Raw genomic sequence first — 14,409 nt, forward strand, 5'->3', positions numbered from 1 at the left:
CTATGGATGAGAAAAAAAAGATCATCGGTGGGGGCTATTTCCGTCCGGAGGAAAAACCGTTCATCGATAAAATGAGTGATTTATTATTAAAAGCTCAAACGATGTATACTCCACAACTGACTGATTTTTTGAATCTGCGTGAGCAAACAATTTTGAATAACCTGATCAATAAATATGATGACTTATATGTCAATTATTTTGGCGGTTATAACAATGCTGAAAGAGTCAGGGGGATAATTGCTCCTGACTATTTTGTACCTAAAGAAGCAGATTACGAACTCACAATGTATGAAATTCGGTATCCGGAAAAATTTGCTAATTTGCATCACGGTCAAATATTGGGCTCTTTGACGGGATCGGGTATTGACCGTGACCGTTTTGGGGACATTATTACCGATGGCGAAAATTGGCAATTTTTTGTATTCAAGTCAATGGGAAGTTACATTGAGGACCAAGTCAAAAAAATTGGACCTTACAAGATCCATTTGACAGAAGAGGGCTTTGACGAATTGCTTTTGCCTAAAGATGAGTCGACCGATGAGAAGATCAACGTCCAGTCGTTGCGACTAGATGCGATCATCGCCACGGTCTATGACTTGTCGCGTCAAAGTGCCAAGGCCTTAGTCGATCATGGAAAAGTTCAAATTAATTGGGTCGTTAACAAAAATGCTAGTTCATTTGTAACAATTACTGATACACTGAGTGTCAGAGGCTATGGTCGAATAAGAATTAATGATATTATGGGCAGAACTAAGAATGATAAATACATTCTGTTCGTGAATATCATTAAGAAATAATAGGGGCGTGAAGTTATGGTATTATCACCAGTAGAAATACATGATAAAGAATTTGACAATAAATTTCGAGGCTATGACCGCGACCAAGTTGACAGCTTTTTGAAACAAGCAGCCCAAGACTATAATTTGGCACTGCAAAAGAACGCTCAATTAGAAAAAGAATTGAAAGAGACTTCGGAGCAACTGAAGTATTTTACCGATATGAAAGATGCTTTGAACCAGTCGATCTTAGTAGCTCAAGAAGCTGCCGAAAAAGTTAAGAACGAATCTGAACAAGAGGCGCAGATCATTGTTGAGGAATCACAGAAAAAAGCGCGTGATCTGCTCAACCAGTCAACGGAGAAATCGAATCGGATCTTACAAGATGCTTCTGATCGAGCTCGTCAAGTAACGATTGAGACTGACAATTTGAAACGTAGCGTCAATTCATTTCGTAAAGGTCTGCAAGGTATGTTGCAGCAACAAATGGAAATGGTCGACAGTCCTGAGTGGTCCAAACTTAATGACAGTACTTCTACTGACAAACTTAAACAAGAAGTTGGCGACCAAGTGAACGGCCAAAACGCTAATGATCAAGGGAATGCTCAACCAAATGAGCAAACTAATTATCAGCCAAACAATCAAAATAATTCACAAGATTATGAAAATAAGCAAGATTCGGTTTTCAATTCGGAACAAATGAATTATAATAACAATATTCAGGATGACCAACCAGACGAATCGTACACGATCAATCATCAACAAAATGAACCTACGTTCAATTTTAAAGATGACGATTCTGGTGCTGATCCTAAAAATAATTAAAAGAACAAGTGCCATAGAGAATACTTTTCAGCGAGCTAGTAGACGGTGTGAGACTAGCAAAGGATATCTATGGTATATCAACTTTTAAACATTTTATTTGATTTACCAATAGGTGGTATAACGAAGAACTCGTCCTAAATTGGATGGGTTCTTTTTAATTTCAGAGGGGTGAAAGAATGCGAGTAAAAGATACTTTAAACTTGGGTAAAACTAAGTTCCCAATGCGTGGCAGCCTTCCAACTAAGGAAGCTGAATGGCAAAAGGCATGGGAAGAGAACAAACTTTATGAACGTCGTCAAAAATTGAATGAAGGCAAGCCAACCTTCGAACTATTGGATGGACCTCCATTTGCTAATGGTGATATCCACATGGGACACGCACTTAACAAGATCTCAAAGGATATTATCGTTCGTTACAAGTCAATGGATGGATACCGTGCACCATACGTACCCGGATGGGATACTCATGGTCTTCCAATCGAACAACAACTTGCTAAAAAAGGTGTTAAACGTAAGGAAATGAGCCTTTCAGACTACCGTAAGATGTGTTTGGAATTTGCTCAAGGCGAAATCAAGAAACAAATGGCCGGTTTCAAGCGTTTAGGTATTTCAGCTGATTGGGATCACCCATACATTACTTATCAACCAGAATTCGAAAAGGCTGAAATCGAAGTCTTTGGCGAAATGGTTGACAAAGGTTACATTTACCGTGGTAAGAAGCCAGTTTACTGGTCACCATCTTCAGAATCAACACTTGCTGAAGCTGAAGTTGAATATCACGATATCAAGTCACCATCGATCTTTGTTGCTTTCAAAGTGCGTGATGGCAAGGGTGTAGTTGATCAAGATGCTTCATTTATTATCTGGACAACAACTCCATGGACAATTCCTTCAAACGAAGCTATCTGTGTGAACCCTAAGTTCATTTACGTTGAAGTAAATGCTGACGGTAAGAAGTATGTTGTTGCTCAAGAGAGACTTCAATATGTTCAAGAACAACTTGGTTGGGAAAATGTTGAAATCTTAAAAACTATTCAAGGCCGTGACCTTGAAGGTTTAACAGCCACACATCCATTCTACGATCGCGAATCACTCTTGATTCTTGGTAACCACGTTACACTTGATGATGGTACTGGCTTAGTTCATACAGCTCCTGGATTTGGTGCCGATGACTTTGTTGTTGGTATGAAATACAAGTTGCCAGTCTTCTCACCAATCGATGCTCAAGGTAGATTTACTGATGAAGTACCTGAATACGAAGGTGTCTTCTACGATGACGCTAACAAGATCATTGCTGATCGAATGAAGGAAAATGGTTCATTGCTTAAATTGAGCTTCTTCACTCACAGTTATCCACATGATTGGCGAACAAAGAAACCCGTTATCTTCCGTGCTACACCACAATGGTTTGCTTCAATCGACAAGTTCAGACAACAAATCTTGGACGAGATCGAAAAGATCGACTTCATGCCTGACTGGGGTAAAACTCGTCTTTACAATATGATCCGTGACCGTGGCGATTGGGTTATCTCAAGACAACGTGCTTGGGGTGTTCCACTACCAATTTTCTACGCTGAAAATGGCGATCCAATCATGACTAAAGAAACAATTGATCATGTTGCTGACTTGTTCGGTAAGTATGGTTCAAATGTTTGGGCTGAACGTGATGCTAAAGATCTTCTACCAGAAGGCTTTACATATCCAGGTAGTCCTAACGGCAAATTCACTAAAGAAACAGATATCTTGGATGTTTGGTTCGACTCCGGAACAGCTCACTCAGGTGTTGCCAGAACTCGTGACAACCTTGTCTTCCCAGCCGATTTGATTCTTGAGGGTTCTGACCAATATCGTGGTTGGTTCAACTCAATGCTTGTTACTTCAGTAGCAGCTTATGGCGTGGCTCCTTATAAGGCCATCCTTTCCCAAGGATTCACTCTTGATAAGAACGGCGTTAAGATGAGTAAATCACTTGGTAACGTTATCGCTCCGGCTGATATCGAAAGACAATTTGGTGCCGAAATCATCCGTTTGTGGGTTGCTTCAGTTGACTCAAGTTCCGATGTTTCTGTATCAGTTGACTCCTTCAAACAAGTTTCTGAAACATACCGTAAGATCAGAAATACCATCAGATTCATGTTAGCTAATACAACTGACTTCGATCCTAAGACTAACGCGGTTGACTACAATGATCTTCGTGCCGAAGACAAGTACATCACGGTTAAGTTGAACGACTTGGTTAAAGATGTTTTAGCTGACTATGACAAGTATGACTTTGCTGATGTTGCTAAATCAGTTGTCAGTTTTATTGTCAACGAAATGTCAACATTCTACTTAGACTTTGCTAAAGATGTTGTTTATATTGATGCCGAAGATTCACATGCTCGTCGTTCAATGCAAACAGTTATCTACAACGTAGCAGTTAAATTAGCTAAGTTGTTGACACCAATCTTGCCACACACAATGGAACAAGTTTGGGAATACTTAAAAGAACCGGAAGACTTCGTTCAATTGGCTGAAATGCCTAAGGTTGAAGAAATTTCTGATGAAGCAGAAATTGAAAAAGACTGGTCCGTCTTCATGGAATTCAGAGATAACGTCTTGAAGTCTCTAGAAGTTGCCCGTGCAGACAAATTGATCGGTAAATCACTCGAAGCTAAAGTTATTGTCAAACCAAGTGCTGACTTGAAAGCCGTACTTGATAAGATCAACAGTAACTTCGGTCAACTATTGATTGTGTCACAATTCGAATTGACTGATGCTGAATTAACAAATGCCGACAAGTATGAACTTGCTGACGTTCTAGTTGAAAAGGCTGAAGGCGAAGTTTGTCAAAGATGTCGTATGACTAAGACTGATGTTGGCAGCGACGAACATTATCCAACATTCTGTACTAGATGTGCTAAAATTGTTGCAGCGGAATATCCAGAAACTGCAACAGACGGCTTTGACGAATAGGATAGGTGAATAAATGTTCACAGGAAAAATTATAAAATTTAATAAGAACCGTGGTTTTGGCTTTATTAAAAACGATGGCGATGATATCTTCTTCTTTGCTGACTCAGTATTGAATCGGGATGATTATTTCATTCAAGATGGTTTGCCAGTCAGTTATGAAGTAGCTCCGGGCTACAAGGGCCCACAAGCAGTCAATGTTACTATTCTTGATGAAGACGACACTGACCAAGATTAAAATTTGAAATAAGTTAACAGAAGAGATCCTCTGATTCAGTATTTTGGAATCAGAGGATCTCTTTGGTTTTGATTAAAAGTTAACCGGTTTGGGTACCTCTCTGGATTTTGTGCTAGAGCTAATTTCTGGTAAACTATTTGCAACGGTCAATCCTGGCGTTTCATGTTACAATGAAAATTGCAGTTATCGTTTGCAGAGCTGTTATGAAGATGACGGCTAGAAGATTAATGGTCAAGAAGGTTTAATAATGGATAAAGAAGATTCAAGATATTATGAAGCAGTAGTCGCCAAGAAGAGAATGTTTGGTGGCAAAATTTTTAACGTCGACGTCGAACAAGTCGTCTTACCAAACGGTATTCCAGATATTCGTGAAGTAGTTGAACATCACGGAGCTGTCGGTATCGTACCTTTTACAGATGATAATAAAATGATCTTTGTCAGACAGTGGCGGACACCTTTGGATCAGGAGACTTTGGAGATCCCTGCTGGTAAGATCGATCCTGACGAAGGCAGCGACTTAAAAGAAGTTGCTTTGCGTGAAATGGATGAGGAACTTGGCTTAACAACGGACCATCTAGAGAAAATCACTGCTTTTTTTGCTAGTCCTGGTTATTCCAATGAAAAACTAACTATGTTCAAAGCAACTGATTTAAAGAAAGTCGAATTCAAACGACCACTTGACCCAGATGAATTTCTAAATGTAGAAACTTTAACATTAGACGAGGCCAAAGCTCAGATCGAAAAAGGTGTAATTTGCGATTCTAAGACAATTTATGCCATTACTTATTGGGAATTGCTGCAAGCAAAGGAAAAATAAATGTTTTCAAAAATAAAAGACTTTTACAATTCGAAAGTAAAGAAAGCTGATCAACCTCAGACGGTCGTACGAGCTGATCAAGTAGAAGCACAGCAACAAAAGATTCGAGAACAAGAACAGAGACGTTCCGAACAAGAGTATCAAACGCAACATCCAGAGCAAATTATTCAAGAAAATATGCGATCTTTTGAAGATAAGACAAATAAATTGAAAAAAAAGCTAAATATTGCCATCATAACAATATTCGGCCTAATCGTTCTGGTATTTTTAATCTTATTTTACATTTAAGGAGTTAAAGTATGAAAATTGGCGTAATCGTTCCTATGGAAGAAGAAATTAAATTAATGAGAGAATCTCTGACTGATGTCACAAAAGAGTCAGTTGCAGGGGTCGATATCACTATCGGTACATACAAGAACCACGAAGTATATCTTGCTCAAAGTGGTATTGGTAAAGTTCAAGCCGGTATGACGACAACAATCATCAACGATCATTATCGACCAGATTTTGTAATTAATTCTGGTTCTGCTGGTGGAATTGGCAGTGGCTTACACATCGGCGACGTGGTGATTTCTGATCGCATGGCTTATCACGATGTTGACGCAACAGGTTTTGGCTACAAAGTTGGTCAATTACCTCAACAAGACTTATATTTCAATGCTGATCCTGATTATGTCAAGGGAATTTCTGCCGCTGCAGAACGCACTGGTTTGACTTCTCGTGTCGGTTTGATCGTAACCGGAGACCAATTTGTTGACGGAAAAGAAAAAATTGCTACAATTAAAAAGTCGTTCCCAGATGCATTAGCAGCTGAAATGGAAGGTGCCGCTGTGGCTCAAGTATGTGCACGATTCCACACACCATTCGTTGTTATTCGTTCAATGAGTGATGTTGGTGACGAAAATGCTAGTGTAAACTTTGACGAATTTGTTTTACAAGCCGGACGCAAATCAGTAACTATGTTGCTGAACTTTTTAGACCAAGAATAGAGGGGATTTATTGTGGCATTTATTTATTTAGATAATGCTGCCACCACACCAATGGCTACACCTGTAGTCGATGTGATTCACGATCAAATGGCAAATAATTTTGGTAACGCATCAGCTACCAACTTTTTTGGACGCCAAGCTCGTAAAGTATTAGATGAAAGTCGTCATACGATTGCCCAAAGTATCAATGCTAAAGATTCAGAAATTGTCTTTACTAGCGGTGGTACAGAGAGTGATAATACGGCCGTAATCGAAACAGCATTATCTAGACAAAAACTAGGTAAACATATCATTACAACAGCGATTGAACACGAAGCAATCCTGAAACCATTAGCTTATCTCGAAACTTTAGGCTTTGAAGTGACTTATTTGAAACCTAACACTCGTGGTGAAGTTACAGCCCAACAAGTTAAAGATGCTCTAAGAGACGATACGATTCTAGTTTCGATCATGTATGGCAATAACGAAGTTGGTTCAATGAATCCAATCAAAGAAATCGGTGAAGTCTTAAAAGACCACCAAGCCTTTTTCCACACGGATGCTGTTCAAGCTTTTGGAATGGAAGATATCGATGTCAAAAAAGAACACATTGATATGTTATCTACATCAGCTCATAAAATTAATGGGCCTAAATTTATCGGTTTTCTTTATATAAATGATAAAATTTCGATTCCATCATTTATTAAAGGTGGCGATCAAGAAACCAAACGTCGGGCCGGAACCGAAAATGTTCCTGCTATCGCTGGGTTCGCTAAAGCCGTTGAATTGCTAACTCCGGAAGAAAAACAAGCTCGACAAACTCGTTACTTTGGGTTTAAACAAAAGATCCAAGAAATTTTGAAAGCCAATAAGATTGCTTTTGGAATCAATGGACCAACTGATGAACATGCTTTGAATCATGTTATGAATCTGTACTTGCCAGGAGTCGACCGTGGGGTATTGTTGACGAGATTGGATTTGGAAGGCTTTGCTATTTCTGGTGGTTCCGCATGTACTGCCGGAAGTCTTGAACCTTCACATGTCTTGATCGCTATGTTTGGTGAAGACAGTCAAAAGGTCAACGACTCGGTCAGAATCAGTTTTGGTAAAGATAACACGGAAGAAGAAGTCGTTAAATTTACCAATAAGTTGGTTGAGATCGTTAGAGACTTGACTAATTAGGAAACTTTATTCAAACTTATAATTAATAGAAAATTTATTATAAGGGATGATTAAAATGGATAAACGACAAGCTCAAGTACAAGGTGATCAAGAAGTTTATGAACTTGACCCAACAGTAAAAAAATATTCACTTTTAGATGCAGGTTTCATGGAAACTAACAAAGGCAGTTTTCGTTTGGAACATCCGATCAATGGATCTTCTCCTTACGCTGCCCGTTATTATTTGCATGCAACTGTAGATAAAAACTTGGACAGTTTGAAATTAGCTATCACAGATAAAAGCGGTATGCACAATATCAACATGTTCAAGATCAAGGACACTGAAAAAGAAATCAGTGACTATCGTTATTTAATGAACTTTTTAAAAGAAAAAAATGTATTAGTCAAATAAATGAGGTTTTAGAAATGGATAATAAGAAGAAGCGTGTTGTAGTAGGTATGAGTGGTGGCGTTGACTCGTCAGTTAGTGCACTTCTTTTGAAACAACAAGGCTACGAGGTCATCGGCGTCTTCATGAAGAATTGGGACGACACGGATGATTCAGGCGTATGTACAGCCACAGAGGATTATGAGGATGTAGCTAAGGTTGCCAACAAGATCGGTATTCCTTACTACTCAGTAAATTTCGAGAAGGAGTATTGGGACCGTGTGTTCGAATATTTCTTAGCCGAGTATCGTAAGGGTAGAACTCCTAACCCTGACGTTATGTGTAACAAAGAGGTTAAGTTCAAGGCTTTCCTTGATTACGCCAATAAGTTGAATGCGGATTACATTGCCATGGGTCACTATGCACAATCATTCCGTGATGACAACGGTGTCGTTCACTTGTTACGTGGTGGCGATGCTAACAAGGACCAAACTTACTTCTTGAGTACAGTTCAACAAGATCAACTTCAAAAGGCTTTGTTCCCAATCGGTGGCATGCAAAAGTCAGAGGTTCGTCGTATTGCTGAAGAGGCTGGTTTAGCTACTGCTAAGAAGAAGGACTCAACTGGTGTATGTTTCATTGGTGAGAGAAACTTCCGTAAGTTCCTAAGCGAGTTCTTGCCCGCACAATCAGGTACTATGATGACACCTGATGGCGAAGTAAAGGGTACACACGCTGGTTTGATGTACTACACGATCGGTCAAAGACAAGGTCTTGGTATCGGTGGTAATGGTAAGTCAAACGAGCCTTGGTTCGTAGTTGGTAAGGATATGTCAAAGAACATTCTTTACGTTGACCAAGGATATGACAACCCAGCACTTTATGCTGATCACTTGGATGCATCTGATCTATCATTTATCACAGGTCTTGACTATGGCGATACTTTCCATGCCACAGCTAAGTTCAGATATCGCCAACAAGATACTGGCGTTACAGTTCACGTATTAGGTGATGGTAAGGTCAACGTTGAGTTCGATAACCCAGTTCGTGCTATCACACCAGGACAAGAAGTTGTCTTCTACGACGGCGAGGAGTGTCTAGGTGGAGCTACTATTGATGCTGCTTACATGGCTGAGAAGAAGCTACAATATATCTAAAGTAATATAAGAGAGTGCAACAAGCGTGGTCAGATTCTGAGCAATTGCCTAGACTTGGAAATTAGCCACCCGATTTTGGTGGATGATTTTTAAGTCGTAGCAATGCACAGGAATCTAGCTTGTGTAACTCATTTCAGAAAGCAGGACATGTCAGCTTTCGAGTAACGTAAAATCATCTCTGAATCCCGTATTGGGAATCAGAGATGATTTTTTGTTATATTACACGTGACATATTATTATTCACTAATTTTCTGTAAGTTTTGGTCCTAACTTGAAAAAATTCTTGAAAAAATCCATAATTATAATTAACTAACTTGGTAAGGTGAGAAAAAATGGAATTGTATTTTGTCAGACATGGAAAAACCGAATGGAATTTAGAGGGAAAATATCAAGGTGGACATGGCGATTCGCCACTGTTACCAGAAAGCTTGCATGATATTACTCTGCTGGCAAAAAGGCTAAAAAATATTAAGATCAGTCATATGTATTCAAGTCCATTGCCCCGTGCAAAGACAACGGCGGAAACTTTGATCAAAGATCTACACGAAAAGATTCCTTTTACGATCGTTGATGATCTCAGAGAATTCGATCTGGGTATTATGGAAGGACGCAAGTTTTCAGAATTGGAAGAGGAAATGCCTGAGGTTATTTATGCTTTTAGACATCAACCAGCCGATTACGACTATTCTTTGATCCGAGGGGAATCTTTTGAACAAGTCGCTGATAGAACTACCAAGGCCGTAAAGAAGATCGTAGCTGAGAATAACGACCAGGACAACATCGTGATTGTCAGTCATGGGGCTGCACTCGTAACGTTGATCCAATCGTTATTGGGAACTGAAGTTGCTGACATTCGTAAAAATGGGGGACTTTCCAATACCAGTTTGACTCATTTACAATATGACAATGGACAATTTAAATTAATTAAATGGAATGAAACAGGTTATTTGAACAAGAAACTTGAGAGTTCAGATACGATTTGAGGTATTAAATGAATAAAAAAGCAGAAAAATTATTCAACCAAGGCGATAAAGAAGCTGCTATTAAGTTGATCGTGGCCGATTTGAATCAAAATGCTAAACAGTTGCCAGAGATTTTACAATTGTCGACTTATTTGGTCCAAGCAGGCGATTTGGAACAAGCAGAAGAATTATTGGCTCGATCATTGGAGATGTTCCCAAACAATCAAGACTTACTTTATAATTTGGGTAACGTTTATTACTTGGCTGATGAATTCGATAAAGCTGGTAGTATTTTTCAAAAGCTAGTTGACAAGAATTATGCCTTCGAAGCTTATTTCATGATGGCCAAAACGTTGGATCAACAAGGGAAAAAGCAATTAGCCATTATGTATGCTTTGACGGCCGTAGAAAAAGCTCCTAAGGATCAGCAAGCCAATGAATTATTAGCTGATTTATTGCTTGCTAACGGTAATTTCAATGAATCGTTAGGATTCTATCAGGCTGCCAATAAAATTAAGCCACAGGCCAAGTATTACTTTAATATGGCCTTGTGTGCGATGAACTTGAAACTGGATTATCAAGAATACTTGAATCAAGCCAAACAAATTGACGAAAAGTACTATCTAAAGAATGAAAAGAAGCTAGCTGAACTACAGGAATATTTGAAACAACAAGGTGATAATCATGGCGGAGAATGAGAAACCATACTTTATCGGTACAGTTAAAGCCATTTTCTTCGAGAATCCGGAGAATCTGTACAAGATCTTTACGATCAAGGTAAAAAAGACTAATACCGATTGGGATGCTGGCGATATTGTAGTTACCGGTAGTTTTGGCGAAATCTCTGAAGAAGAGGAGTATCGTTTTGAAGGTCAAATAATCGACCATCCTAAGTACGGCAAGCAGTTTCAAGCTACATCATATAAGCAGAGCCGTCCTACAGGTAGAAAAGAATTGATCAGTTTCTTTTCCAGTGACGAATTTCCAGGGATCGGTAAGAAAAAGGCCGAGAAGATCGTCGACGAATTAGGTAACGATGCCATCGATAAAATATTGCAGGATCCCCATGCTTTGGATTTTCTCAAGTTGGGTGAAGAAAAAACTCAAAATATCATCGAACAAATTTCGAGCAATCATCAGGCAGAACAAGCTTTATATCAACTCAATCACTACGGCTTTGGTCCAACCTTGAGTGCTAGGATATACCAAAAGTACGGTGCTCAGACGTTAGAGAAGATCAATGATGATCCTTATCGATTAGTGATCGATGTCAAAGGAGTCGGTTTCAAACGAGCTGATGAATTGGCTAAGCGTTTGGGAATCACGGGCGACGATCCTAGACGGATCAAGGGAGCTTTGATCCAGATGGTAACGGCAATGGTCAATGAGACCGGCGACACTTACGTACCGGGAACAGAATTGATCCAACGAGTAACTGGCGTTTTACGAAGCAACTCGCAAACTGACATGACTGACAAAGTTGTGGCTGGATTGAGGGACGTGGTAAAGGATGGCGTCTTGTTAGTTGAAGACGGCAAAGTTTATGAAAAGGATCTTTCCGACAGTGAATGGTCGATCGCTCAGTCATTGAAGATGATCACTGATACGTTCAAGGGTGTTTCTTGGACTAAACGAGCTTTTAAAAAAGAACTCAAGCATGTTGAAAGTGACTTTGATGTTAAATACGATGACTCCCAAGCACAAGCCATTGAGCAGTCATTGACGCATCCAATTTTTCTATTGACCGGTGGTCCTGGGACTGGAAAGACAACGATTATCAATGCGATCGTAGCGGCCTATGGAAAACTAAATGATGCCACCTTAGATCCGGCTTCAGATGACTATGCGATTTCTTTAGCAGCACCAACTGGTCGAGCTGCTAAGCACATGGGAGAATCGACTGGTTTACCAGCTATGACGATCCACCGTTTGTTAGGTTTGACAGGAACAGAAGATGATGAATTTGCTGAACCGAGCTTAGATTGCAAATTATTGATCATTGATGAGATGTCGATGGTCGATACAAAACTCTTTAAGACGTTGATCAAGGCAGTTCAACCGGGAACGCAAGTTGTTCTGGTTGGTGATAAAGATCAGTTGCCATCAGTTGGACCTGGTCAAATTTTTTCCGATTTGATCAACAGTGAAGTCTTTCCAACGACAATTTTGAAAAATATTCACCGCCAGGATTCAGACTCAACCATCATCCAATTGGCTCACGATATTAATGAAGGTATTATTGTGGATGACGTCTTTCAAAATCGTTCCGATCGAAGTTTCATCAACTGCAACAGTCGCAACGTGCCTGATGTTTTGTCACAGATCATCAGTAAATCGAGTGAACGTGGTTTTGACATTGCGGATGTGCAAGTCTTAGCACCAATGTATCGTGGTCAAGCAGGGATCGATAATTTGAACTTTGTGATTCAAAATGTCGTTAATCCGATGAAACCAAAGCGCAAAGAAGTTTCGATGGGCAATATCAAGTATCGGATCAACGACAAAGTTGTTTATTTAGTTAATACGCCAGAGGACAACGTCTTCAACGGTGAGATTGGCAAAATCGTCGGGATCATTAAGGCAAAAGAAAATACGGATAAAGTCGACAAATTAGTAATCGATTTTGACGGCAATGAAGTAACGCTGGATCGAAAAGATTGGGCGAATATCGCTTTGGCTTATTGTACTTCGATTCACAAAGCTCAAGGTTCCGAATTTGAAATGGTCATCTTGCCATTAGTTAATGAAGAATCGCGAATGTTGCGACGTAATTTATTGTATACAGCGGTTACGCGTGCCAAGAGACTGCTGATCATGGTGGGAGACCGTTCAGCCTTTGAGCGTTCGATCCGAGATCAATCAAGCGAACGCCAGACGACCTTGAAGGAACGTATTTACGATACTTTCAAGGTAAAACGTGACGTCAAGTCCCAGGATGATGAAACAACGCCAGAAAAACCTCAGGAATACATTTTGACAATGGACATGGTCATGAATAATGCTATCAATCCAATGATTGGAATGGAAAACGTTATTCCCAGTGACTTTATGGATAAAAAAGAAGCTTAAATTATTTCTAAAAAATTATATCGAGAGCAAGACAAATATGTTTCAGATTTCAGTTATTAACATAAAAATGACCTCTGATTCCCAGTTGGGATCCAGAGGTCATTTTTGATTGATCTAATTTGTTATAGGTAGCCAAAACAGTTGGCTGTCGATTGTAAAGGATAGTTGGAATTCGTGTTGAGCTAACTCTTCACCGTCCATTTGGCCATGTTGGTTAGTGTAGTTGTGCAATTTAAAGTTGGTTTTTTCAATGTGCCAGACATTTTTATCTTGTAAGTGCGAACCGTTGGTCAACAATTTGCTGAATAGTTTAACAAAAGTCATACCGGTGATTTTTTTAACTACGACTAGATTTAAATGGTGATTGAAGGGGGATGCAGTAGGGTCGATAGCGAAGCCACCACCAAAGTAAGGGTGATTAGTGGCTACGACGATATAGGCTGAATCGAAGTGTTTGTGCCGATATCCGAAGTCGACACCCAAACCAAAAGCAGGTTGGTGCTTGATGACTTTGAGTAGGTTGGTAAAATACGACAATGTTCCGAGATGCAATTTGTTCAAAAATTCCTTGCGTTCCGAATGGTTGGTGAAATAAACCGTACTGGCATCAAAGCCAATACCGATATTATTGACGAAGTAATGTTCAAATTTTGGACCTAGTGCTTTGCCGACATCGATTCGTTGGGGTTCTTTCATGGCCAAAATAGTTTGCATCAGGATAACTGGATCCTTGACTTTCAATTTGATTCCACGGCAAAAATCATTACCAGAACCACCCGGAATGTATCCTAACGGTGTTTGCGGATAATTAGATTGTTTAATGCCATTGACGGCCTGATTGAGCGTACCATCGCCACCGATGACGACGATTTTGACACCAGTTTGATTTTCATCGGCTAACTTACGAGCAATTCTGACGCCGTCGCCAGCTTTTTTGGTTGGATGGACTTCATAGACTAGACTGTTTTTTTCTAAAAATTCAGTTACCTTATTGCAGGCACTTTTAGCACGACCATTGCCAGCCAAATGGTTCAGGATGATTTCAATTTTTTTGATTTCTGACATCTTAGTTCCCTTTAAATAAAAAAAGTAGATCA

General features: G+C 39.6%; 14 protein-coding genes. 13 read left to right on the plus strand and 1 reads right to left on the minus strand.

The genetic code is table 11. The annotated features are described in order from the left end of the window. Positions 1 to 2: 2 nt before the first annotated feature. From FD29_RS02100 to recD2, 13 genes are all read left to right on the plus strand, one after another. The gene (locus FD29_RS02100) at positions 3 to 797 is read left to right on the plus strand and encodes a YlmH family RNA-binding protein (RefSeq protein ID WP_057887331.1); all 795 of its coding nucleotides are present in this window, start codon (positions 3 to 5) and stop codon (positions 795 to 797) included. Positions 798 to 812: 15 nt separating this feature from the next. Further along, a complete protein-coding gene (locus FD29_RS02105; protein WP_057887332.1) occupies positions 813 to 1,601 on the plus strand; it encodes a DivIVA domain-containing protein in 789 nt (262 codons plus the stop codon). A gap of 176 nt (positions 1,602 to 1,777) precedes the next feature. Continuing rightward, positions 1,778 to 4,555, plus strand: coding sequence for an isoleucine--tRNA ligase (ileS, locus tag FD29_RS02110; RefSeq protein ID WP_057887333.1), 2,778 nt, complete (start codon positions 1,778 to 1,780; stop codon positions 4,553 to 4,555). 13 nt (positions 4,556 to 4,568) lie between these two features. Further along, on the plus strand, positions 4,569 to 4,790 hold the full coding sequence (locus tag FD29_RS02115; protein ID WP_057887334.1) for a cold-shock protein: 222 nt from the start codon (positions 4,569 to 4,571) through the stop codon (positions 4,788 to 4,790). 247 nt (positions 4,791 to 5,037) lie between these two features. Continuing rightward, entirely contained in the window at positions 5,038 to 5,607 is a 570-nt protein-coding gene (locus FD29_RS02120; RefSeq protein WP_057887335.1) for an NUDIX hydrolase, read from the plus strand. Then, entirely contained in the window at positions 5,608 to 5,895 is a 288-nt protein-coding gene (locus FD29_RS02125; protein WP_057887336.1) for a hypothetical protein, read from the plus strand. It begins immediately after the preceding gene. A gap of 11 nt (positions 5,896 to 5,906) precedes the next feature. Continuing rightward, complete coding sequence (locus FD29_RS02130) at positions 5,907 to 6,596, plus strand: 5'-methylthioadenosine/adenosylhomocysteine nucleosidase (RefSeq protein WP_057887337.1); 690 nt, start codon at positions 5,907 to 5,909, stop codon at positions 6,594 to 6,596. Positions 6,597 to 6,608: 12 nt separating this feature from the next. Next, complete coding sequence (locus tag FD29_RS02135; protein ID WP_083477736.1) at positions 6,609 to 7,757, plus strand: cysteine desulfurase family protein; 1,149 nt, start codon at positions 6,609 to 6,611, stop codon at positions 7,755 to 7,757. Positions 7,758 to 7,812: 55 nt separating this feature from the next. Next, positions 7,813 to 8,148 (plus strand): hypothetical protein, encoded by a 336-nt coding sequence (locus FD29_RS02140; RefSeq protein WP_057887338.1) that lies wholly within the window; start codon positions 7,813 to 7,815, stop codon positions 8,146 to 8,148. A gap of 14 nt (positions 8,149 to 8,162) precedes the next feature. Then, a complete protein-coding gene (gene mnmA, locus FD29_RS02145) occupies positions 8,163 to 9,281 on the plus strand; it encodes a tRNA 2-thiouridine(34) synthase MnmA (RefSeq protein ID WP_057887339.1) in 1,119 nt (372 codons plus the stop codon). A gap of 332 nt (positions 9,282 to 9,613) precedes the next feature. Further along, positions 9,614 to 10,264: a histidine phosphatase family protein gene (locus FD29_RS02150; RefSeq protein WP_057887340.1), complete on the plus strand. Its 651-nt coding sequence runs from the start codon at positions 9,614 to 9,616 to the stop codon at positions 10,262 to 10,264. 8 nt (positions 10,265 to 10,272) lie between these two features. Then, positions 10,273 to 10,941, plus strand: a complete 669-nt coding sequence (locus tag FD29_RS02155) for a tetratricopeptide repeat protein (protein ID WP_057887341.1) — start codon at positions 10,273 to 10,275, stop codon at positions 10,939 to 10,941. Continuing rightward, positions 10,928 to 13,312, plus strand: a complete 2,385-nt coding sequence (gene recD2, locus FD29_RS02160; protein ID WP_057887342.1) for an SF1B family DNA helicase RecD2 — start codon at positions 10,928 to 10,930, stop codon at positions 13,310 to 13,312. The genes FD29_RS02155 and recD2 overlap by 14 nt, the downstream gene beginning before the upstream one ends. Before the next feature lie 114 nt (positions 13,313 to 13,426). Here the strand turns inward: recD2 and FD29_RS02165 are convergent, their stop codons facing one another. Next, positions 13,427 to 14,377: a diacylglycerol/lipid kinase family protein gene (locus tag FD29_RS02165; RefSeq protein ID WP_057887343.1), complete on the minus strand. Its 951-nt coding sequence runs from the start codon at positions 14,375 to 14,377 to the stop codon at positions 13,427 to 13,429. Between the last annotated feature and the right edge of the window lie 32 nt (positions 14,378 to 14,409).

Origin of the sequence: Companilactobacillus mindensis DSM 14500, from assembly GCF_001434275.1 — a bacterium.
Classification (GTDB): Bacteria; Bacillota; Bacilli; order Lactobacillales; family Lactobacillaceae; genus Companilactobacillus; species Companilactobacillus mindensis.

Excerpts from the sequence above, each read along its gene's own strand:
- FD29_RS02105 (WP_057887332.1), top strand. The coding sequence starts at position 813 with ATGGTATTATCACCAGTAGAAATACATGATAAAGAATTTGACAATAAA.
- ileS (WP_057887333.1), top strand. The coding sequence starts at position 1,778 with ATGCGAGTAAAAGATACTTTAAACTTGGGTAAAACTAAGTTCCCAATG.
- FD29_RS02130 (WP_057887337.1), top strand. The coding sequence starts at position 5,907 with ATGAAAATTGGCGTAATCGTTCCTATGGAAGAAGAAATTAAATTAATG.
- FD29_RS02125 (WP_057887336.1), top strand. The coding sequence starts at position 5,608 with ATGTTTTCAAAAATAAAAGACTTTTACAATTCGAAAGTAAAGAAAGCT.
- recD2 (WP_057887342.1), top strand. The coding sequence starts at position 10,928 with ATGGCGGAGAATGAGAAACCATACTTTATCGGTACAGTTAAAGCCATT.
- FD29_RS02120 (WP_057887335.1), top strand. The coding sequence starts at position 5,038 with ATGGATAAAGAAGATTCAAGATATTATGAAGCAGTAGTCGCCAAGAAG.
- FD29_RS02140 (WP_057887338.1), top strand. The coding sequence starts at position 7,813 with ATGGATAAACGACAAGCTCAAGTACAAGGTGATCAAGAAGTTTATGAA.
- FD29_RS02155 (WP_057887341.1), top strand. The coding sequence starts at position 10,273 with ATGAATAAAAAAGCAGAAAAATTATTCAACCAAGGCGATAAAGAAGCT.
- mnmA (WP_057887339.1), top strand. The coding sequence starts at position 8,163 with ATGGATAATAAGAAGAAGCGTGTTGTAGTAGGTATGAGTGGTGGCGTT.
- FD29_RS02100 (WP_057887331.1), top strand. The coding sequence starts at position 3 with ATGGATGAGAAAAAAAAGATCATCGGTGGGGGCTATTTCCGTCCGGAG.
- FD29_RS02150 (WP_057887340.1), top strand. The coding sequence starts at position 9,614 with ATGGAATTGTATTTTGTCAGACATGGAAAAACCGAATGGAATTTAGAG.
- FD29_RS02115 (WP_057887334.1), top strand. The coding sequence starts at position 4,569 with ATGTTCACAGGAAAAATTATAAAATTTAATAAGAACCGTGGTTTTGGC.
- FD29_RS02165 (WP_057887343.1), bottom strand. The coding sequence starts at position 14,377 with ATGTCAGAAATCAAAAAAATTGAAATCATCCTGAACCATTTGGCTGGC.